The sequence below is a fragment of the Nocardia sp. CA-107356 genome (genome assembly GCF_050946365.1).
Lineage (GTDB): Bacteria > Actinomycetota > Actinomycetes > Mycobacteriales > Mycobacteriaceae > Nocardia.
This window is the reverse complement of sequence record NZ_CP191992.1, coordinates 5,857,228-5,877,987: the sequence shown is the minus strand read 5'-3', so window position 1 is coordinate 5,877,987 and position 20,760 is coordinate 5,857,228. Positions and strand designations below refer to the sequence as shown.

Annotated in this window: 20 protein-coding genes; 6 read left to right on the top strand and 14 right to left on the bottom strand. The window is 64.0% G+C overall.

Going from position 1 to position 20,760, the window contains the following annotated elements; all coding sequences use genetic code 11:
• Positions 1 to 1,116 precede the first annotated feature (1,116 nt).
• Positions 1,117 to 1,272: a DUF6131 family protein gene (locus ACQP1G_RS26560; protein ID WP_433192277.1), complete on the bottom strand. Its 156-nt coding sequence runs from the start codon at positions 1,270 to 1,272 to the stop codon at positions 1,117 to 1,119.
• Positions 1,273 to 1,627: 355 nt separating this feature from the next.
• Here ACQP1G_RS26560 and ACQP1G_RS26555 point away from each other — a divergent pair, with 355 nt between their 5' ends.
• The gene (locus ACQP1G_RS26555) at positions 1,628 to 2,215 is read left to right on the top strand and encodes a transposase (protein WP_433192276.1); all 588 of its coding nucleotides are present in this window, start codon (positions 1,628 to 1,630) and stop codon (positions 2,213 to 2,215) included.
• A 106-nt stretch (positions 2,216 to 2,321) separates the two neighbouring features.
• On the opposite strand, the gene ACQP1G_RS26550 is transcribed toward ACQP1G_RS26555, so the two are convergent.
• Positions 2,322 to 3,212 (bottom strand): LysR family transcriptional regulator, encoded by an 891-nt coding sequence (locus ACQP1G_RS26550; protein WP_433192275.1) that lies wholly within the window; start codon positions 3,210 to 3,212, stop codon positions 2,322 to 2,324.
• Between the two features lie 98 nt (positions 3,213 to 3,310).
• Here ACQP1G_RS26550 and ACQP1G_RS26545 point away from each other — a divergent pair, with 98 nt between their 5' ends.
• The 4 genes from ACQP1G_RS26545 to ACQP1G_RS26530 all read left to right on the top strand — a co-directional run bounded on the left by ACQP1G_RS26545 (position 3,311) and on the right by ACQP1G_RS26530 (position 7,072).
• Positions 3,311 to 4,126, top strand: coding sequence for an inositol monophosphatase family protein (locus ACQP1G_RS26545; RefSeq protein ID WP_433192274.1), 816 nt, complete (start codon positions 3,311 to 3,313; stop codon positions 4,124 to 4,126).
• Positions 4,123 to 4,758, top strand: a complete 636-nt coding sequence (locus ACQP1G_RS26540; protein WP_433192273.1) for an NADPH-dependent F420 reductase — start codon at positions 4,123 to 4,125, stop codon at positions 4,756 to 4,758. Before ACQP1G_RS26545 ends, ACQP1G_RS26540 begins: the two co-directional genes overlap by 4 nt.
• Before the next feature lie 350 nt (positions 4,759 to 5,108).
• The gene (locus tag ACQP1G_RS26535) at positions 5,109 to 5,852 is read left to right on the top strand and encodes an SDR family NAD(P)-dependent oxidoreductase (protein ID WP_433192272.1); all 744 of its coding nucleotides are present in this window, start codon (positions 5,109 to 5,111) and stop codon (positions 5,850 to 5,852) included.
• A gap of 8 nt (positions 5,853 to 5,860) precedes the next feature.
• The gene (locus ACQP1G_RS26530) at positions 5,861 to 7,072 is read left to right on the top strand and encodes an acetyl-CoA C-acetyltransferase (RefSeq protein WP_433192271.1); all 1,212 of its coding nucleotides are present in this window, start codon (positions 5,861 to 5,863) and stop codon (positions 7,070 to 7,072) included.
• 91 nt (positions 7,073 to 7,163) lie between these two features.
• Here ACQP1G_RS26530 and ACQP1G_RS26525 read toward each other — a convergent pair whose 3' ends face one another.
• From ACQP1G_RS26525 to ACQP1G_RS26470, 12 genes are all read right to left on the bottom strand, one after another.
• Complete coding sequence (locus ACQP1G_RS26525; RefSeq protein ID WP_433192270.1) at positions 7,164 to 7,901, bottom strand: FadR/GntR family transcriptional regulator; 738 nt, start codon at positions 7,899 to 7,901, stop codon at positions 7,164 to 7,166.
• Positions 7,902 to 8,022: 121 nt separating this feature from the next.
• Entirely contained in the window at positions 8,023 to 9,216 is a 1,194-nt protein-coding gene (locus ACQP1G_RS26520) for an acyl-CoA dehydrogenase family protein (RefSeq protein WP_433192269.1), read from the bottom strand.
• Positions 9,213 to 10,124: an HpcH/HpaI aldolase/citrate lyase family protein gene (locus ACQP1G_RS26515; RefSeq protein ID WP_433192268.1), complete on the bottom strand. Its 912-nt coding sequence runs from the start codon at positions 10,122 to 10,124 to the stop codon at positions 9,213 to 9,215. Before ACQP1G_RS26515 ends, ACQP1G_RS26520 begins: the two co-directional genes overlap by 4 nt.
• Positions 10,125 to 10,143: 19 nt before the next feature.
• Complete coding sequence (locus ACQP1G_RS26510; RefSeq protein ID WP_433192267.1) at positions 10,144 to 10,902, bottom strand: SDR family NAD(P)-dependent oxidoreductase; 759 nt, start codon at positions 10,900 to 10,902, stop codon at positions 10,144 to 10,146.
• 14 nt (positions 10,903 to 10,916) lie between these two features.
• The gene (locus tag ACQP1G_RS26505) at positions 10,917 to 12,065 is read right to left on the bottom strand and encodes an acyl-CoA dehydrogenase family protein (RefSeq protein ID WP_433192266.1); all 1,149 of its coding nucleotides are present in this window, start codon (positions 12,063 to 12,065) and stop codon (positions 10,917 to 10,919) included.
• On the bottom strand, positions 12,062 to 12,844 hold the full coding sequence (locus tag ACQP1G_RS26500) for an enoyl-CoA hydratase/isomerase family protein (protein WP_433192265.1): 783 nt from the start codon (positions 12,842 to 12,844) through the stop codon (positions 12,062 to 12,064). Before ACQP1G_RS26500 ends, ACQP1G_RS26505 begins: the two co-directional genes overlap by 4 nt.
• Entirely contained in the window at positions 12,832 to 14,094 is a 1,263-nt protein-coding gene (locus ACQP1G_RS26495) for a CaiB/BaiF CoA transferase family protein (protein ID WP_433192264.1), read from the bottom strand. Before ACQP1G_RS26495 ends, ACQP1G_RS26500 begins: the two co-directional genes overlap by 13 nt.
• A complete protein-coding gene (locus ACQP1G_RS26490) occupies positions 14,087 to 15,760 on the bottom strand; it encodes an AMP-binding protein (protein ID WP_433192263.1) in 1,674 nt (557 codons plus the stop codon). Before ACQP1G_RS26490 ends, ACQP1G_RS26495 begins: the two co-directional genes overlap by 8 nt.
• Positions 15,757 to 16,755: an acyl-CoA dehydrogenase family protein gene (locus tag ACQP1G_RS26485; RefSeq protein ID WP_433192262.1), complete on the bottom strand. Its 999-nt coding sequence runs from the start codon at positions 16,753 to 16,755 to the stop codon at positions 15,757 to 15,759. The genes ACQP1G_RS26490 and ACQP1G_RS26485 overlap by 4 nt, the downstream gene beginning before the upstream one ends.
• Entirely contained in the window at positions 16,752 to 17,528 is a 777-nt protein-coding gene (locus ACQP1G_RS26480) for an enoyl-CoA hydratase-related protein (protein ID WP_433192261.1), read from the bottom strand. The genes ACQP1G_RS26485 and ACQP1G_RS26480 overlap by 4 nt, the downstream gene beginning before the upstream one ends.
• Complete coding sequence (locus ACQP1G_RS26475; protein ID WP_433192260.1) at positions 17,525 to 18,292, bottom strand: 3-hydroxyacyl-CoA dehydrogenase family protein; 768 nt, start codon at positions 18,290 to 18,292, stop codon at positions 17,525 to 17,527. The genes ACQP1G_RS26480 and ACQP1G_RS26475 overlap by 4 nt, the downstream gene beginning before the upstream one ends.
• Entirely contained in the window at positions 18,289 to 19,149 is an 861-nt protein-coding gene (locus tag ACQP1G_RS26470) for a 3-hydroxyacyl-CoA dehydrogenase family protein (RefSeq protein WP_433208842.1), read from the bottom strand. The genes ACQP1G_RS26475 and ACQP1G_RS26470 overlap by 4 nt, the downstream gene beginning before the upstream one ends.
• A gap of 88 nt (positions 19,150 to 19,237) precedes the next feature.
• Between ACQP1G_RS26470 and ACQP1G_RS26465 the strand changes: the two genes are divergently transcribed.
• Positions 19,238 to 20,758, top strand: coding sequence for a 3-hydroxyacyl-CoA dehydrogenase (locus ACQP1G_RS26465; protein ID WP_433192259.1), 1,521 nt, complete (start codon positions 19,238 to 19,240; stop codon positions 20,756 to 20,758).
• The last annotated feature ends 2 nt before the right edge of the window (positions 20,759 to 20,760 follow it).

Here is a 20,760-nt window from a genome sequence, read left to right as displayed (position 1 = left end):
ACATTCTGTTGGGCGTCATTGCTTCGGCAGGAATGTCCCCGAATCGAGCGATCGGCGCGGTGGCGGTCGGTGACGCGCCTGGTCCACGAATAAATCGCGTGGCGCGTTTCAGATTTCTCACGATCATTCTCGGAGTAATCCTCCTCATCGCCGGATTCCTTTTCGGAATTCCAGCGCTGACCACTATCGGAGTAATTGTCTTGATTATCGGTGCAGTGTTGATGGTCGCCGGTACGAGTGGCCGACCGATCGGCGGCAGGCGCCATTATCGGCCGCAATTTGCAGTCCAGTTCCCATGTGAGGTGCACTCCACCAGGCCTGCCTTCCAGCAGGCCAGGTAAGTTCGATCAGGCAATCCAAGTGGCCGACACAGCGCTGAACTCGGGTCACCTCCCCAGTGTGCACCCGCGTCCGATAACCCCGCGCCGATTGGCAACCGACATGTGCACGCTGACCGGAGAACGCACATCGTCCAGCGCAAATTCGGCTGACAGGCGGGAGGGCCCAGCAGGTGATCAATCTCCTTGGCCCAGGCTGTGGACGAACTCGCGTTTAGCGCGTCTGGCTGTTGGCTGGGTTTGCGAGTACGGGCCGCCATCGGATTGCGGGAATTCCTCGAATCCGTGCGCAATCTTCCATCCGGTCGCTCTGGCGGTCGGTCTCACTACATGGGCATGGTGGGGAACATCATGTTCCACATGTTTCGGATCATGTCCATCATCTGCATAAACATCGGTGAATTCACCTCCTGATTACTCATTGCTGGGTAGTTTGTGGCTAGTGACTACTGGGGCGAGATGCTCGGTGGCGGCAGCCTCGAACCACATCGGCGAACAATGGCGAGGATGTGATTCTGGTGCGGCAGAAGAATTCCGGCCGGGAACGCGCGTCCGCGCAAGCATCTGCCGAGCAGGTCGAGCTGACGGTGATGGTGCCAGTGGGTGGGCCGCGTATGGCCATACAGTGTTTTCGGCCAATTCGATCAGTGTTGCCCGGTCGGTGTGTGACACGTGGAGCGAACTCTGACGCGGGGGCGGATACCGACGACGCTTACCGCGGTCAGCACGACAGTGGTGGTGGTGACCGCGATCTGAAGCGCAGACGCGATCCCAGGGGCTAGTAGTAATGGCGTCGGCCGCCGACGGCGCGGCCCGTCGACCCCAACAGCAGTAATACGAGCCCGACGACGAGGACCACGATCCCGATGGTCCAGAGGATCGGGATGCCGAATATGAACCCAACAATAAGAAGGATGATTCCGAGAACGATCATGGCCAGCTACCTGGTTTCGCTGCTGTACTCGAAGGGGGCTCGAGAAACCCTCCGGTGCTGGTATCGGTCATGTGCGCAATGCCAGCACCGCTCACTACGCCCACCCGACCACGGCCACGGGAAGAACAAAGCCACGATGATCAACCCGGTGTCCTGCGTATTCCAGTAGACGCCTCAGGATCAGGGATGTACACCCCTGTTTGTCGAACTCGGGCTCGACAGCGTTGCTGCGGTGTGTTCGGGCTGGGATGCACTGCATAGGGATCGGCCTGGCTATGACGTTCACCGGTCGGGCGCGGATCACGAGCAGTTCTTCTTCGCATGCTCAACGACCCGCGCCTAATATCGGTCCGCATTGCCGGGGAGAAAAGGCTGGCCATTGTGTGAGACCGAGCCGGCGCAGCGGCCGCCCGGTCGCGCCCCGGACGGCAAGATCGAGTATGCGCGGCTGCCGCGCCCGGAGAACAAGTCGCTGGCGGAGGTCGCGAAAAAGACCGGTATCCGCGCCCATGGCGCAATCGGCCGACTACACCAAGCGGATGCGCCGTCGCCGGAGTCATTCGGCGCAACATCCAACTGCTGTGACACCGCCGGGACCAGCGATCTGCGAGTGCGCCCAGCCAACCGCAACATCGCTCGCGGCCCCGACGGCAGCCTTCCCGAATGCTGGCTGCTGGCCGAATGGGCCACCGGAGCACCCGAGCCCACCGACTACAGGCTTTCGACCCTCCCCGCCTCGATCCCGCTGCCGAACCTGGTGTGGCTGGCGAAAATCCGTTGGCGCATCGAACACGACTACCGCGAACTCAAAGACGGTCTCGGGTTGGACCACTTCGAAGGACGGTCTTGGCTGGGCTGGCACCGTCACGTCACCCTCGCCTCGATCGCCCAGGCCATCTGCACCCAGCTGCGCCACACCCCAAAAGCCCCTGCGCCGGCCTGACCCTCTACGCCGTCCTGCGCCGGCTCCAACACCTACTCGCCACCTGGACCGGACACTGCCACACCTGCCACCAACCCCTACCTGTCCGTACGCAGCCACCCCACACCTAACAAAGCACTACTAGGGCCGCGGCGGTTTCCGAGCGCAGCCATTGGTGGGCGCGGTCGCCGTCGTAGCGCTGATGCCATGCCATGACCACGGGTGTCGGGGCGAGGTCGAAGGGCAGGGGGTGGACGCGGAGAGCAAGGTCGTGGACGGCGGAGCGAGTCATATGTTCGGGCACCACGACCAGCAGGTCACTGTGTCGCACGATATGCAGCGCGGTCGTGCTGGTGGGCACGGCGGCGACGGTGTGGCGGTGCCGATCCTGCTGGGCGAGAATGTCGTCGATGCGGTCGTGCAGGCGGCCGCGGCGGGACACCGTGATGTGTTGCGCGGCGGCGTAGTTGTCGAGGGTCATGTCGGTGATGGGGTGGTCGTGGCGGGTAACGACCACGAGGCGATCGTGGGCAACGGTCGTGTGCGAGATATCGGCCTGCTCTGGGGTGGTGGCACCGATTTCGAGGTCGACTCGGCCGTGGCGCAGATCGTTGGTGTCGGTGCTGGCCTCGGCGAGCAGTCGGAGCCGGATGCCGGGCGCGCGCCGGGACACCGTCGCCAGCAATTGCGCGCCGATCGCGGTGGTGATGGCCTCGTGCCAGCTCAGGGTGAACGTGCGTTCGACGGTGCCCGGATCGATATCGCGTTCCGGTGCCAGGATCGCCTGCGCCTGCTGGACCAGCGCGTGCACCTGTTCGCGAACGGCGACCGCGCGCGGGGTCGGGGTCATCGTGCGGCCGCTGCGAACCAGGATCTGATCGTCCATCGCATGCCGCACGCGGGCCAGCGCGCGGCTCATGGCGGGCTGTGTCAGGTGGAGCCGATCCGCAGCGCCCGCGACGCTGCCCTCCTCGAGCAGGGCATCCAGGGCAGTGAGCAGATTCAGATCAACATGCATGTCAGTCATGTTATATCTGACTAACATGCATTTGCGGTTATATCTCATGGCTCCTAGCGTGGATTTCACCAGATCCCAGTTCCTCGCAGGAGAAGATCATGTCCGCACGTACTGTCCTATCTACTGACGAAGCCTTGCTTCCCGAGGCCGTCGCCGCGGTCCGCAAGGCAGGTGCCCGACTGCGCGAGCGATTCGACATCGATTCGCGCCCAGGCGATCTCGACGACATCACCGCCGTGCTGGAGGCCAATGACGCCGCGGTGCTGGAGTTGCTACGTCCGGCGCTGGAGGCGGCACGCCCCGGCGCGGGCTGGGTCGAGGACGAGTTGGCAGGCGGTGCCCTGCCCGACGGCGAATGGTGGGTGACCGACCCGGCCGAAGGCAATATCAACCACGGCCACGGCATGACCGAATGGTCGGTGACCGCCACCCTGGTGCGCGACAACGACCCGGTCGTCACCGTCGTCTACCTGCCCCTGACCGAGGACATCTACACCGCGGTCCGGGGACAAGGGGCCTACCTCAACGGCGTGCGGCTGCACACCTCGAACAAGGCCCGGCTGAACGCCGCGCTGGTCGGGACCGGCCAGGCCAAGCCCGGCGAGACCGCCGAGACCTTCCGCCAGATCGGCCGCACGGTGACAGCGATGCTCGAAAATGCCTTGGTGACAAGGGTTTCGGTACCGGCCACCATGCAGTTGATCCAGGTAGCCGCGGGCCGGATGGATGTGTTCTGGCAGCACAGCGATGTGCGGTCCGGACTGGTCGCCGGTGCGCTGCTGGTCGCCGAAGCGGGCGGCACCGTCACCGATCTCGCCGGAAACCCGTGGTCCGCGGCCAGCCGGGACTTCCTCGCGGCCACACCGGCGCTGCACGCCGCGGCCGTCGAGGTGCTGGCGGAGGCGCTGCGATGACCTCGATCGCGATTCTCGGCGCGGGACGCGTATCGGCGAACCTCGCGACCAAACTGCTCGAGGCCGGACATAGGGTAACCGTCGGAACCCGTGGCGGCGTGGACAATTGGGCGGGCCCGCCGGTCACGCTCGCCGGAATGGAGCAGGCCGCCCGCGACGGCGAGATCGTCGTCAACGCCACACCGGGCGAAGGTTCGGTCGAACGGCTGGTCGCGCTGCGCGACGCCCTCGACGGCAAGATCCTCATCGACCTCGCCAACGCCACCGGCCGTGACGACGAGGGCAGACCGAGCGGATTGCTCTACACCGGCCGCAGCCTGGCCGAGCACATTCAGCAGGCCCTGCCTGCAACCCGCGTGGTGAAAACCCTTAACACCATGCTGTTTCCGGTCATGACTGCCCCGGGATCGCTCTGCAGCCCGCCCACCGCGTTCCTGTCCGGCAACGACGCCGGGGCGAAGGCGACCGTGCGGGATCTGCTGGCCGACCTGGGCTGGGCCGACGAGTGGATCGAAGACCTCGGTGACATCACCACGGCGCGCGGCACCGAAGCGCTCATGCTGCTGGTCCCCTCGATCGTCCGCAACCACGGATTGAAACCCTTTGCACTGACCATCGCCAGCATGCGATAACCAGAATTCCCCACCCAGCGGTGGCGAGAAATCAGCCCCTTGGTGGCGATTCGTGCACCCGGTTGCCGTTCTGGCCCTCGATCATGTGGTGCCCTTCGAACTGGCCGTCCCCTCGAAGTGCTCGGCCGCGCCCGGCTCCCAGCCGTATCGGATCCGTGTCTGCGGACCGGCCGCCGAGATCGATGCCGAAACCCTCGTCATGCGGGTTCGGCTGTGGAGACTGCGATCTGATTTCGTGCCAGCGACACGGCGATGCGATCCGGGCGGGTGTCCTGAGCCAGTGGTAGCCAGAGCCCTGGCAACATGTCGCCAACATTGACATATTGGTAATTGTCAGACAGCATGTGGTCATGTCGCCTTCAGTCGCCATCGTCACTGGTGCCAGTCGCGGATTAGGCAGGGCCACAGCCCTCGCTCTCGCTGAGTCAGGGGTACAAACCGTTCTCGCGGCGCGCGGCGCCGACGAACTCCGATCGCTGACGGACGAGATCAGCACACTCGGGGCGAAATCTCTGGCCTGCGTCACCGATATCTCGGATGAGTCCGCCGTTGAACACCTCTTCGCCACCTGCCTGAACGAGTTCGGCCGACTCGACATCTTGATCAACAACGCCGGTGTCGCGTTGCAACGAAATCTCGTCGATCTGACCGACTCGGACTGGCAACGCGTCTTCGACATCAATGTCCGTGGAATGTTCCACTGTTCACGTGCTGCGGCAAGACATTTCGCATCGGTCGGTGCTGGGCGGGCGGTGAATGTGGCCTCCGTATTCGGCCTCGTCGGCCGACCGGGATACACATCCTATTGCGCCTCCAAGGGGGCGGTGATCAACTTTACGCGCGCCGCTGCCGCGGAATGGGCACGCTTCGGTGCGCAGATCAATGCGGTCGCACCCGGCTACATCGCCACCGACATCAATGCCGAGTTGCGTGGAAACGCCGAGGCCATGAAGAAGGTGCTGCGCCGCATTCCCGCCCACCGAATGGGCGAGCCCGAGGAAATTGCCAACGTGGTCCGGTACCTGGCGCTGGATGCCCCGACTTTCCTCACCGGACAGACCATCGTCGTCGATGGCGGCGAGACCAGCGTTTAGGAGATCTCATGCGTGATGCAGTCATCTGCGAGCCCCTCAGGACACCGGTCGGCCGCTACGGCGGCATTTTCAAGGACGTCCCGGTGGCAGAGCTTGCGTCCACCGTCATCAGAGGGCTTGTCGACCGGACGGGCATCGCTTCCGTGGACATCGACGATGTAATTTTCGGGCAGGGCTACCCGAATGGCGAAGCGGCAGCACTCGGCCGGATCGCTGCGTTGGATGCAGGATTGGACATCACAGTCCCCGGGCTTCAGGTCGACCGCCGGTGCGGATCAGGGCTGCAGGCTGTGATCTATGCGTGCATGCAGGTCGCGAGCGGCGGGTCGGACCTGGTCCTCGCCGGCGGCGCGGAGAGCATGAGCCAGACCGAGTTGTACCTGGCGGACGCTCGGTGGAATCACGGCGGCACTCCTGTCGTGAAGGACCGGCTCGCCGAGCCGCGCAAGAACTCCGGGGGTAAACGATTCCCGGTACCCGGCGGAATGATAGAAACCGCAGAGAATCTCCGGCGTGACCATGGAATCAGCCGCACCGAGCAGGACGAGTGGGCGCTGCGCTCGCACCGCCGTGCGGTACGGGCAATCGACCAGGGGTTATTCGACGACGAGATCGTCCCGGTTGTCCTCCCCGCCACGCGAAAGGACCCGGAGCGGGTGGTCGTCCGCGACGAGCATCCGCGGCCGGACGTCTCGATGGACAAGCTGGCCGCGTTGACTCCCATACTCAGGTCTGTCGATCCCGAAGCAACTGTCACCGCGGGCAATTCGAGCGGCCAGAACGATGCAGCCGCGGTGGCGATCGTGACAACGCCAGAGCGGGCCGATGCCCTCGGTCTGCGCCCCTACGGCAGGCTGGTCAGCTGGTCGCTGGCCGGAGTGGAACCGGCGCGAATGGGTATCGGACCCGTCCCGGCGACACATGCGGCGCTCGTGCGCGCAGGGTTGCAGTGGTCCGACATCGACCTCGTCGAACTGAACGAGGCATTCGCGGCTCAGGTATTGGCGTGCTTCCGCGAATGGAAATTCGCCCAAGCGGACCTAGAAAGGGTCAACGTGAACGGTTCAGGCATCTCGCTCGGACATCCGATCGGTGCGACAGGAGGACGTATTATGGCGAATCTGCTGCGGGAGATGCAGCGTCGGCAAGCGCGCTACGGGATCGAGACAATGTGCATCGGCGGCGGCCAGGGTCTGGCAGCTGTGTTCGAGCGGATATAAATGCGACTAAGTTGCGCATAGGTCGATGACGAGGCGATTCGGGGGAGCGTTCTGATGGTGAAACACTCCCCGAATCGTTGCGCCGTCGAACTCAGGATTCGGTCTCGGGGTAGTCGCGACTGCGCTGACGAACATACGTCAGGTGTTCGCGCATAGCCTCAGCGGCGGCTCGTTCGTCACGATCCTCGATGGCCTTGATGATCTTCGTGTGTTGGCGGATCGTCTCATGACCCACCTCCGGTGTGAGTTCGAGATAGCTGACAGGCGCGGTGCACGCGTGCAGTGCCTGCACGAAGGCCACGAGCAGACGGTTCTCTGTCGCCTCCGCGATGATTCGGTGGAATTCCTGATCCAGTACCGAGACCTGGGGGTCGAACAGGTCGATTGTCTTCTGCCGCGAGACGACCGCACATGCGGCGGCGACCTGCTCGTCGGTGCGGTTGCGCGCCGCGAGGCGGGCGCAAGGAACCTCGACGATCTCTCGGGCTTCGCTCACTTCCTCGATGTTGAGGGATCCGAGCCGCAGCACATGCGACATGGAGTCCTGGAGCATCCGGCCCAGCGCCCTGCTGTCGACCTCACGGACGAATGACCCACCGCTCACACCGGGGATCTTGCGAACCAGTCCAGCGGCTACCAGCGATCCGAGTGCCTCTCGGACCGTCGGCCGGCTGACACCGAACATGTCGGCCAGCGCGTTCTCCGACGGCAACTTCTCTCCCTGCGCGAACCGTCCATCCAATATGGCGTCCGTGATCTGCTTCTGCACTTGTTCACGCGGCCTGAGCACCTGCTGCGCAACGAACGGCCCAGCCCCTGGCTCTGTCATCGATCCATCCCCTCACTCGCTATGACCCTTTGGTACAAGCTTAACAATCAATGAATTGCCTGACTGTTAGCAGTTGGGAAATAGTCGGGGGTCACGGTGTGCGTGCCCCCCGAACTCATTGTCAGAGCTGGTACTCCTTCAGCAAGCTCCGACCGATGATGAGCTTCTGGATGTCGGACGTACCCTCCCCGATGAGCATGAAGGCTGCCTCACGGTAGAGGCGCTCGATCTCGTACTCCTTCGAATAGCCATACCCACCATGGATCCGGAACGCATTCTCGACCACCTCATTGCAGTACTCGGATGCCAGCATCTTGGCCATCCCAGCCGCGACATCGTTGCGTTTCCCCAAATCCTTGAGCCGAGCCGCGCGAACGACCATCGAATGTGCGGCCTCGACCTTTGTGGCCATCTCCGCCAAGCGAAACAGGATCGCTTGGTGCTGGGCAATCGGTTTACCGAACGTCACCCGTTGCTGAGCGTAGGCAATGGCGAGCTCGAACGCCCGATTGGCGATGCCCACCGCGCGGGCACCCACGTTGACCCGGCCGACCTCGACACCGTCCATCATCTGGTAGAAGCCCTTGCCGGGGACTCCGCCCAGGATCTGATCGCTCGACGAACCATGCTGGTCGAGAACCATCTCCGTGGTGTCGATGCCCTTGTAGCCCATCTTGTCGATCTTGCCGGGGATCGTGACGCCCTCGGCTGTCTCGCCGAACCCAGGCTCTTTCTCGACCAAGAAGGTCGTCATGTTCCGGTATACCGACTCGGAGCCCTCATCGGTCTTGGTCAGAACCGCAACGAGATTCGAGGATGCGCCGTTGGTCAGCCACATCTTCTGGCCGGTGATCGAGTACGAACCGTCGTCGTGCCTGGTCGCCTTTGTCGTGATCGCCGCGACATCCGAGCCGAGCGCAGGTTCGCTCATGCTGAACGCGCCGCGTACGTCTCCCGTCGCCATCCGCGGTAGGTACTTACGCTTCTGCTCCTCGGTTCCATGCTGCATCAGCATGTAGGCGACGATGAAGTGGGTATTGATCACACCGGATACACTCATCCAGCCACGAGCGATCTCCTCGACCACCAATGCGTAGGTCAGCAGCGACTCACCGACTCCCCCGTACTCCTCCGGGATCATCAGACCGAATACGCCGAGTCCCTTCAGACCGTCAACGATCGCGGTGGGGTATTCGTCTCGGTGTTCGAGTTCGGTGGCAACCGGAAGGATCTCCTTCTCCACGAACTTCCGGACGACTTCGAGGATCTGATGCTGGTCCTCGGTAAGACCTTCTGTTGTGATTAGTCGACTCATGGCGTTCCTTTCATGGGCGCCTCACCATTCACATGTGTGGTGGGCTCGATTCTGGCGACGATCCGCTGCGCCCACTTCTGTGTGGCCTCGTCCACCATCACCCCGTCGAGTACGGCAACACCATTCCCCGTCGAGGCCGAGTCATCCAGCGCGGCAATGATGCGTGTGGCGAGTGTCGTCTCTTCTGCGGTAGGCGCGAATCCGGCATGCGCGATCGCTATCTGTCCCGGATGCAGGAGCAGGCGTCCGTCGAAACCCTCACCTGCACACCGCATCATGTCCACACGAAAGGCATCCGGATCGCGGACCTTCGTGAACGGTCCATCAACGACAGACTTGTCATTCGCCCGCGCAGCTCCGACGATCGCCAGTCGCGCCGACTGCTGAAGGTCCCCAGCGGCCCCGGCACGGAAGCCCATCGACGCACGATGATCGATCGCACCGAAACACAAGCAGCGCAGACGTTCCCCTGCGGCGGCGATGGAATCGAGCTGAGCGAACCCAGCTGCATCCTCGATCAGCGCGTCGATGCGAATTCCGCCCGGTGTGAGGCTGCCTTCACCCTCGAGTTGGCCGAGGATCCGATCGAGGCAGATTACATCGACTACGGACCGGGTCTTCGGCAGCATGATCGAGTCGATGTTTGCGCCGCACCCACGAACGAGTTCAGCGACATCGCTGAGAAGCCACGGCGATTCCCAAGCGTTCACGCGCACACTCAGGCGCGGGCTCGACCAATCGCCCGAGGCGATGGCCTCGATCGCCCGCCGTCGCGCGGTCTCCTTCTGCCGTGGAATCACCGAGTCCTCGAGATCGACAATGATCATGTCGGCGAGAGCGGTCCGTGCGGAGGCGAGGATGCGTTCATTCGACGCGGGGACGAACAGGCACGATCGTGGTGCTGCCATCGGTTCGATTGCCGCCATGCTAGTGGGCGAAGTAGTGCATGCCGCCGTCCACGGGTAGCACCGCGCCGGTGATGTAGTCGGCAAGAGGGGAGGCGAGGAAGGCCACCGCATTACCGATTTCGCTGGGCTCTCCGAAGCGGCCTGCCGGGATGTTTCTGCGGATGAACTCATCCCGCGCGGCAGGATCCGGATGCAGCCGGTTCATTGTCTGCTCACTGGTGATCCTGCCCGGTGCAATGCAATTGACAGTGATGCCGGCGCTGGCAGCATCGCATGAGAGGCCCTTGGACCAGATATGCAGCGCTGCCTTCGCGGCAGAGGCCGCATTGAGCGAGCGAGGCTCCATCGAGCCGCTGATATTGATCACGCGGCCCCACCCGGCATTCCGCATTGCGGGTAAGAGTGCTCCGGTCAGGCGTCGCGCGGCGGTGAAGTTCAGCCCGAGGGCTTCGTCCCAGAACTCGTCTCCCGCATCCAAGGGAGTGGGCCGTGATCCGCCGGCATTGTTGACGAGAATGTCTACGCGTTCGCCCAATTCGGAAATCGAATCGAGAAGGCGCGAGATCCCGTCTGCGCTGGACACATCAGAGACCACGACCGAGGGAGTTTCATATCCCAGTTCGGCGACGCTCGCGGCTACCTGCTCGAGTTGGTCACCTCGGCGGCCTGTGACGATCACGCGGGCACCGGCAGCGCTCAGCGCATGGGCACATCCAACGCCGATCCCCGCGGAACTTCCCGTGACCAGAGCAACCTTGCCCCGCACATCAATCTGCATAGAACTCTCCTTGATCATTGGACCGCGGCCGCACTGATGCGGATATCGCGGGCGATGAGCATGCTCTGGACCTGATTTGTGCCGTCGTAGATCTCGGTGATCTTGGCGTCGCGCAGGCGACGCTCCACGCCGAGGTCGCAGCGGTCACCGTCATCACCGAGGAGCGCGACACATTCGGCCGCCACCCGGACGCCGAGCGCCGTGCAATGCAGCTTTGCTACTGACACCTCCGCGGCTGCTTCCGGCGCCCCGGAGTCGACCAGGTCGCAAACCTCGCGCACAAGCGCGCGGCCGGCAGCGATCTCCGATCGGATACGCGCAAGGTCGAACTGGAGGTCCTGTGCATCCCGGCGCTGGGCCGAGAGCAGTCCGTCCCTCATGAGATGCCGCACTGTTGCGTCGAAGGCGCCTTGGGCGAAGCCGACACCCTGGGCGGAGGCACTGATCCGGGAGTTCAGGACAGACCGGAGCAGCAGCGGGTATCCGGCGCCCTCATCTCCCAGACGCCAGTCGACGGGTATCCGGCAATCGGTGAACGTGAGTTCGACGGTTGACGCCCCCTTCTGGCCGAGCTTCTTCATCGGTCGACCGGCGTCGAACCCTTGGAGATTCTCGGTGGCGACCAGGAAAGCGGTGATGCCGTCCTTGCCCAGCACGGGATCGACTGTCGCGAACAAGACGATCACATCGGCCATATCGCCGTTCGAGATGAAAATCTTGCTTCCGTTGACGACGTAGTGATCGTCGTGCCGCGTGGCGACGGTACGCATCGCCGCCACATCGGAACCCGCGTCGGACTCCGTCAGGGCGATCGCTCCGATCGCCGCGCCCGAGCACAGCGCCGGAATCCACTGATCGACCTGCTGCGGCGTGCCCGCGAGGTTGATGGGGTGTGCGCAGTGCATTTGTGTCATGTAGACCGTAGCGGTGGCGCCACAGGCAGCCGAAATGAGTTCCATCGCCTCGGCGTATTCGCGGGTCGGTCGGGCCTGACCGCCGTACTCGACGGGCATGAGCAGCCCACCGGCGCCAGCCTCTGCGAGCGCGCGAATCGCGGCACCAGGGAAGGTGGATGTCTGATCGACCCGTTCAGCGTCCGGGGCGATCATCCGCGCGATCACATTACGGACGGCCGCAAGTTCATTGGACGGCTCCGGGGTCATGACGAGCTTCCTCTCGCGAAAATCGGCGGCCTGCGTTCGGCGAACGCAGTGATTCCTTCCTGACCGTCGGCCGATGCGATCGCGGCCGCCGCCAGTGCTGCCTCGTAGTCGAGAGCGGCCGGCCGCGCGGCTGCTCCCGCGGCATCGAGAATGCGTTTCATTCCTGTGCGGCTACCGGATGCGATCGATTCGGCGAGTGCGCGCACCGTCGGCTCGAGATCGGCAGGCGGCACCGGCGGCTGGGACAGCAGTCCGACCTGCCATGCGGTCTGTGCATCGATCGGCTCACCGGACAGCATCATGCGCAGCGCGACCGGCTTACCCACCGCGTGCAGAAGACGCTGTGTACCACCGAATCCGGGCATGCACCCGATCTTCGCCTCGGGCAGCCCGAAGCGGCTCGAGGTGGACGCGACAACGATGTGGCAGGCAAGCATCAATTCGAACCCGCCGCCGAGTGCCCACCCGTCGACGGCGGCGACAACGGGAACTCGAGCGTGGGCGATCGCGGTCATCACCCCGTGCCCGCGCGAAAGGAAGCGATGCGCCGCTTCATAGTCCAGCCCGCGGATCTCGTCGAGATCCGCACCGGCGCAGAACGCGCGGTCACCCGCTCCGCGGATGACGACACATCCGACACCGTCATCCGCCTCGATTTCGGCGAGGTGGTGCTGGAGCGAGAACAGCATCTCACTGTTGAGTGCGTTCAGGCTGTCGGGCCGATCCATTGTCAGAACCCGGACGCGTCCCTCATCGTGCTTGCCTATTACCGCGACCATGCCACGCCCTCTCTGATCAGTTCGTCGATCTGCTCGTCCTCGAGGTCGAGTTCGGCGAGCACCTCTCGGGTGTGCTGTCCCTTGAGCGGCGCCGGGGTCGCAATCGTGCGTGCGTTCGGATCGGACGCGAGTTTCCATGGACTGGCGACACTCTCGAAAGGCCCTGCGACGGGGTGGTCCTGCTTGACAATCCCCTGCCGGGCCACGACCTGCGGATCTGCCACGACCTCGGAAAGGCGTTGGATCCGGGAAGATGGAACGCCCACGGATTGCAGCATTTCCAGGGCGCGGTCCGCCGTGACGGTCGAGAAGACGTCTTGGAACATTCGGACGATCTCCTGCCGGCGGTCCCGGCGCCCGGCATTCGTAGCGAGGTCGGACTGCGTCGACAGGTGCTCGAGACCGAGAACCCGGCAGGCCTTCAACCAGTGCCGGTCGTTGCCGATGGCGACGACGATTGGGCGATCGACCGTTTCGAACGACTGGTAGATGGCAACGACGGAGTCGGTCCCGCCGCTGGGGTGCGGTTCGGGTTCGCCCGCAAGGTAACTCGCGATCCTGGGCGACAGGAAGGCAAGGTCTGCTTCGAGCAGGGAAATGTCGATGATCTCCCCGACCCCTGTCGTTCGCTGCCTGACCAACGCGGACGATACAGCGAAAGCCGCGATCGTTCCGGCGGCGACGTCGGACAGTGCTGTACTGACTCGTTGTGGTGCGCCGCCGGCCGGGCCGGTCACGCTCATCAGTCCAGACCGTGCCTGCGCGATGAGGTCGTAGCCAGGAAGCGCGGAGTCGGGCCCATCGAGCCCGTAGCCGGACAGCGCGCAGATCACCAGCGCAGGGAAACGCTGTGCGAGTGCGTCCAGCGCCAGACCGTGCTTGGCCAGCTTGGCCGGAGTCAGATTCTCCACGAAGACGTCCGCGGACTCGAGCAGGTTCATCAGTGTGGCGTGGCCTGCCGGAGTGGTGATGTCGAGGCAGACGCTTCGCTTGTTGCGATTGACCGACAGGAACCAAGCCGCCTCGCCGTTGAGAAACGGAGGCCCCCAGCCCCGCGCGTCATCACCACGGATCGGTTCGACCTTCACAACGTCGGCACCCATATCCGCCAGATACATCGACGTGGTCGGTGCGGCATAGGACGACGAGATATCGATGACCCGCACTCCCGACAGCGGTAGTGCGGTGCTCGTGGCTTCATCGCTGCGGATGAACGTGCCCGGCGTGCCGGCACGGTGTGTGTCAGGCATGCTCGGTGTCCTTTCGAAGTCGTTCCCGCAACTCGACTTTGCGAATCTTTCCGCTCATCGTCTTGGGCATGTCGGTGATGACCATCAGCTTTTCGGGCAGATAGCGCTTGGACAATCCGGCATCGAGGAGAAACGCCGACAGTTCGGTGAGGTCGAGTTTCGCTCCCGCAGTGAGGGATACGAATGCGCATGCGCGCTCACCCAGTCGCTCATCGCGGTAGCCGACGACAGCGACGTCCGTGACCGAGGGATGGCGGAAGATCAAGCTCTCGACCGCAGCGACGGGAATGTTCTCCCCGCCACGAATGATGATGTCCTTGGTACGGCCGGTAATCGTTACGCACCCATCTGTTTCGACCACAGCCCTGTCACCGGTGATGAACCAGCCATCCGCTCCGAAGGCGTCACGGGTGAAGTCCGGCCGGGCGTAGTAGCCGGCGAACAGCCCGGCACCTCTGATCTGTAGTTCGCCTTCCACGCCTGCCGGTAGCGGGGATCCGGCCTCGTCGCATATCCGAATCTCGCACGCCGCGACGGGTGTTCCGTCGGTCTCGTAGTTGCGTCGTCCGAGAGCTGGACGGCCGGAGATCGCGACACCGAACTCGGTCATCCCCCATGCCGGGATCACGTCGCAGTCCAATGCCGCACGCGCCTCCGGCACGAGAGGCCGTGGAATCGGCGCACCGGCAACCACGACAAGGTTCAGGTCCGGAGCAGACGCGGCACTGAGATTCGCGGTCCGCAACAGGTCGATGAGGAATGTCGGCGACCCCACCATGCAGGTGATCCGCTGCTCGGAGATCACTCGAGCTCCGGCGGCCGGCGACCACCGGTCGACGTAGACCGCAGTGCCGCCGAGATGAACGGTGAGCAGCACGCCCCACATGAACCCGGTCGCGTGGCCGACCGGCGACATCACGAGGTTGCGCATCGGATCGCCGTAGCTCGTCGGGCCCACGTGTGCGGACCAGCCGCGCACCACCACATCGAGGGTTGCGTGGAGGTTCATCACAGCTTTGGGTTCGTCGGTCGTCCCAGATGTGAAGGCCAACTGGGCGATAGCGAGGGGATCGACATGTGCGGGCCCGGCGTAGCTTCCGTGCGCGATCAGGTCGGTGAACGCCATTCCCTGGTGGCCACGGGGACCGTCGACAACGACCACGAGCACCTCATCGCGATCGGCGAGGGTCGCAGCTGCGAGCCCGGCGAGGTCCCGACCGGCGTGTGATCCCGCGACGATCATCACGTCGGCCCCGGCCCGCCTGGTCATGAACTCGATTTCGTGCGCGCCATAGGTGATCGGAATCCCTGAATAGGTGGCGCCTACCCGCAGGATGCCGTAAACGACCGCAGGAAACTCGGCACAGTTGGACATCATCACCGTGACTACGGATCCAGGCCCCACACCATTCGCGAGCAGTCCGGCCGACACCTGCCGACTAAGTGCATCGAGTTCTGCGTAGGTCAGCGTGCGGACGGTATCGCCGCGTTCGTCGACGGTGATTGCTGCTGTTCGGTCGGGAAACGCGGCCACCGCCTCATCGAGGAAGACAACAAGGGAACGCTCGACCCACACTCCGGATTCGAATCGTTGCGCGATCAACCTCTGAGTGAGGGCGGTCCCGGGTAGTTCGACGGCCCTGCGGGCGATCTCAGCGATAGTCATCGGGCCTCCTTGCCTGTGTCGCTGGAACCCAGGTGCTCGGAGGCGATCAATCGCCGCGCGATCAGGGTGCCCGAGCAACGCGCTCGCAGGCTCAGGGCATCACGTACATGGCCGGCGACCGCGAACTCGTCGATATATCCGTACCCACCGTGTACCTGGACCGCCGAGAGCGCGACACCGACGGCCGCTCGGCATGCGCGGGCCGCTGCAGCGGCGGCGGCCACGCGACGGTCTCGCGGATCGGGACGGGAAGTGACAGCTGTCGTCAACAACCCACGGGCACAGTCGATTTGATCAGCCATCTCCGCGACAATGGCCCGGAGACCGGCGAATGATCCAATGGCACTACCGAATTGGCGTCGAGTCCGAGCGTAGTCAGCCGACGCGGACAGGGCCGCGTCGGCCACTCCCAACGCAGCCGACGCGACCAAGATGTCCCAGTCAGCGCACGCCGCCCACGCGTCCTGGTCCGGCAGTCTGTCATCGGGGCGGGCGACCGCACAGATTCCACCAAGTGCCGCGCCGCCGAGTCCGGTGCGCTTCGGCACCTCGGTGACCACCTCGAACTCTGTCGTCGAAACGGCGAGGACGCCGGCATCCGTAGGGTCGAGGAGAAGGACAGCGGCTGGAGTGACCACAAGCGGCGCAGTCGTCGATCGCAGTTCGCCGCTGGCCGAGTGGGCAATTGCGGCCACGGAGTCGCTAGTGAGCAGATCGACTCCGCGACGTAGTTGTGCGCGGTGGGATACGTACCGGGACGCGAGAAAATACGCTACGGAACCCGATTCTCGACCCACTTCCTGGATAACCTGTGATGCCCAATCGAGCGCGTCGATCTCAGCGATTTCGAATGTGTCGGCCGCGAGATCGAGGAGGCCGGTATCGCGGAGCGGGCCGAGCATCGACGCGGCGTCGGCGTTGGAGTAGGGCTTCTTCGTCGCAAGTCCGCGGACCATCTGCAGCAGGTGCGTCAATTCGCTTTCGATCTCGGTCATCGATTGAACCTGCTTCGATCGGGCTCACGACGCGCCTCGAACGCGTCGGACAGCTCATGGCACTCCGCGGTACTGCGGTAGGCGGTCAGGAGCAGGTCGTGCGCCATTCTGGCCTGACCAACGACGCCTGAGTGTCGCCCGGAGAACGCGGTCTTGACCGCGGAGATGGCGAACGGGCCGCGCTGGCGCAGCACACCCGCGACCTCGAGCGCTCGGTCGAGGGCCGACCCATCGGAGCTGATCTCGTTGATCAGCCCCATGTTCAGCGCCTCGTCCGCCGAGTATTTCTTGTTCAGATACCACATCTCCTTGGCGCGGCGGCGTCCGATCGCCTCCTCGAGGTACCAGGTGCCGTATCCCGCGTCGAAGCTTCCGACCATCGGTCCGACCTGCCGGAAGACGGCATGGGGTGCCGCGATCGATAGGTCGCATACCACCTGCAGGACATTTCCTCCACCGACGGCGTAACCGTTGACCGCCGCGATGACAGGTTTGGGCATGGTGTCGATGAACTCGTACAGGTCGATCACAGGCATGACACTGGAGTAATCGAGCGACTCCAATGGTTCGTGCTCGCCGCCGATACAGAAGAACTTGCCCCCGGCTCCAGTCAGGATCGCGACGTCGATAGTTCGATCCTCGCGCACCCGCCGGAAGGCATCGAGCAGTTCCCTTGCCGTCTGGAACCGAAGCTTGTTGGCGCGATCGGGGCGGTTGATCGTCACGACGGCGACGCCGTCGGTGACGTCCATGATGATGTCCTGGTAGGTCATTTGATTCGTTCCTCCGTCATGTCCGAGATGGCCTGGATTGTCTCTTCGTGATCGGTCAGCCTGGTGGGCACTTCGAACGCCGGGTCACCGAATTGGCGGTAGAGGTTGTCGGCAACCTGTATGTGGTCGTCGAGGCCGGCGCGCTTCAACGCAACCAAGGGGCCAACGGGATGACCCAGTCCCAGATTTACGACACGGTCGATGTCCTGCGGTGACGCGACACCGCGTGCCGCGGCGTCGAGTACCTGGTTGATGAACGGAACGAGCAGCCGCCGCGTCACCCGTCCGGGAACGTCGGATACGCGCATCCACGGTATCCCCAGTGCGTCGCTCAACGTGACCGCCGCGTCGATGGCCTTGTTCCCGGTCGAAGTAGCGCCGGATATCTCGATGAGCCCACTGCCGGCCGAGGTGGGCAGGAAGTGGAATCCGGCCAGACGCTCGCCGAGTCCGGACGCGCGGGCGAGCTGCGCCACCGTGAACGACGATGTCGCGGTCAGCACCGCCACCGCGCTGCTGTTCGCCAACCGGCTCAGGACGCTGATCTTGCTGTCCAGCTCATCCGGTATCGCCTCGAGCACCACCTCGCAGTCGCCGACTTCGGAAACTCGGTCAACGGCGGTGATGGTGGGCTGGGTGTCAGCGAGACCATAGGCTTTGTCCGCGAACTTATCCACCACGATCACGTGGTGGCCACCGCGCGCGAGACCCATCGCTACCGTCGAGCCGACACGGCCCGCTCCGACAATCCCATAACTCGTCATGCCTGCTCCTTCGAGTACGTGTAGAAGCCGTGCCCGGCCTTGCGGCCGAGGCGTCCTGCGGCGATCATTCGCAGCACTGTGTCCGGTGCCCGGTACCGATCGTCGCCGAGTTGCCGATGCAGGCTGGTGGTCACGGCGAGGTGCACATCGAGCCCGACGATGTCGAGCAGTCGGAAGGGGCCGATCGGAAATCCCATACCAGCGGTGACAGCGCGGTCGATCTCCTCGACTGTGGCGAGCCCGGATTCCAGCGCTCTGATGCTGTGGTTCTCGAAGGCAACCACAAGGAAGTTCGTGATCAGCCCAGGGCTGTCCCGGAGTGTTACCGGTGTCTTGCCGACCGACTCGAGCAGAGCGACGGCAGAGTTGACGGTGTCGTCGCTGGTTCTCGGCCCCCGGGCGACTTCGACAAGCGGCATCAGCGGCGCGGGGTTGCAGTAGTGGGTGCCAACGAGATTCTCGGGTCGGGCAAGGCTGTCGGCGATCGACCCGATGAGAAGGGTCGACGTGTTGGTGTGGATCTGCGTGTCGGCTGCACAGATTTCCTCGACGCGGGCCAGCACTTCGGTCTTGAGCGCCAGGTCCTCCGGGAGTGCTTCGACAACGAACCCGGCCCCGGCGATATTGGTGAGATCCGCGACGTATTCGATTCGCTGCAGCGCTGATGTCGAGTCGTCCTCGGTCATCTTTCCGCGCCGCACACTCTCGGCGAAGAAGTCGCGAACCAGGTCAGCGGCGCGCGCCAGCTGCGGGCTGTCGCGGTCCAAGAGCCGGACATTGCGCCCCCCGCGCGCAAGTGTCACCGCGATCCCTTGACCCATCGTGCCCGCTCCCAGCACGGCTACCACACTCTCCATGTCAGTCACTTGACAGAGGTTACAAATGTCTTACAGTTTATGCAAGAAGTGACCGTGAACACAGTTCAAGCTCCTCGGAGGATTCCGAATGACAAATAGCGCGCTGCGGATCTGCGTGATCGGCGCCGGCACGATGGGGCAGGGGATCGCCCAGGTGGCACTGACCGCCGGCCATAACGTCGGCCTGGTCGACCTCGATCCCGACCAGCTCGCTACCGCGGTGAGCGACATTCGTTCTCGGCTCACCCGTCGAGCGCCTGGACTGCTACAGCACCTATCCGAACGGCTGCTGACCGCACCGTCCGTTCGCGACCTTTCCGCCGAGCCGAACACCGTAGTCGTCGAAGCCGTCGTCGAGAATCTGGCGATCAAACATGCAGTGCTCCAAGAGGCGCTCGATCACTTCGGGCCGTTGTGCCGGATCGCGACGAACACGTCTTCGCTCTCGATCACGGATATCGCAGCAGGGCTGACCCGACCAGACCGCGTGATCGGTATGCATTTCTTCAATCCGGTGCCGGTCATGCAACTCGTCGAGGTGGTTCCCGGCGTGCAGACCGATCCCGCGCTCGTCGACGAGATCCGGCAGTTGGCGGTGTCCTGGGGAAAGACGCCGACAGTGGCACGATCGACGCCCGGCTTCATCGTCAACCGGATCGCCCGGCCGTTCTACGGCGAAGCCCTCCGGCTCGCGGAAGAGAACGTTGCTCCGTTCGACGTCATCGATCGCCTCATCCGGGGAGCCGGGGGCTTTCGCATGGGGCCGTTCGAGCTCATGGATCTGGTCGGCAATGACGTGAACGAGACCGTCACCCGAACCGTCTGGACCGCCTTCAACTTCGACCCCCGGTTCGCTCCGTCCTTGCTGCAGCGTGAACTGGTCGCGGCCGGCCGTCTCGGACGCAAAACCGGGGCAGGGTTCTATGTCTACGCCGACGGAGTCGCCATCACTGCCTCGTCGCCGGAACCGGAGCCCACCCGTCCTGTGCCGGGGGGCATCGAGCTGCACGGGGACTCGGCTGAGCTCGAGCAGTGGCTCCTGCGCGGCGGAATCACCGGCGAGCTCATTCCCGGCCCGCACCCGTACCTGTCGCTGCCCGGGCTGGGCAACGTTCGGATCACCCGAGGTGTCAGCGCGCAGGAGGAGGCCTCGATCGACAAAGTTCCCGTTGTCCTGATCGACCGGCCACTCGACATGAACGCCGTTGCCTGCCTGGCGTTTTCGGGATCCGAGGATTCCGCCGACCTCGCAGGTGCAGTGACCGGGCTCCTTCGTCGGGCCGGAATCGATCCGATTCGGGTGGGCGACGCCCCCGGCCTGATTGTTGCCCGCGTGGTCAGCATGATCATCAACGAAGCGGCCGAAGCGCTCCACCTCGGAATCGCCTCGGCCGCTGACGTCGACACCGCTATGGAACTCGGCACCAACTATCCGCTCGGTCCTCTGGCGTGGGCGGACAGGTGGTCACCGGCTTACGTTCTCTCGCTACTCGATTCGCTTCACGACGAATACCGGGACTCCCGCTATCGCGCCAGCCAGTGGCTCCGTTCCGCCGTACGCCGGGATCGCCGCTCTCTTCGTCCGTCGCACCTGTCGGCAGAAAAATAAGG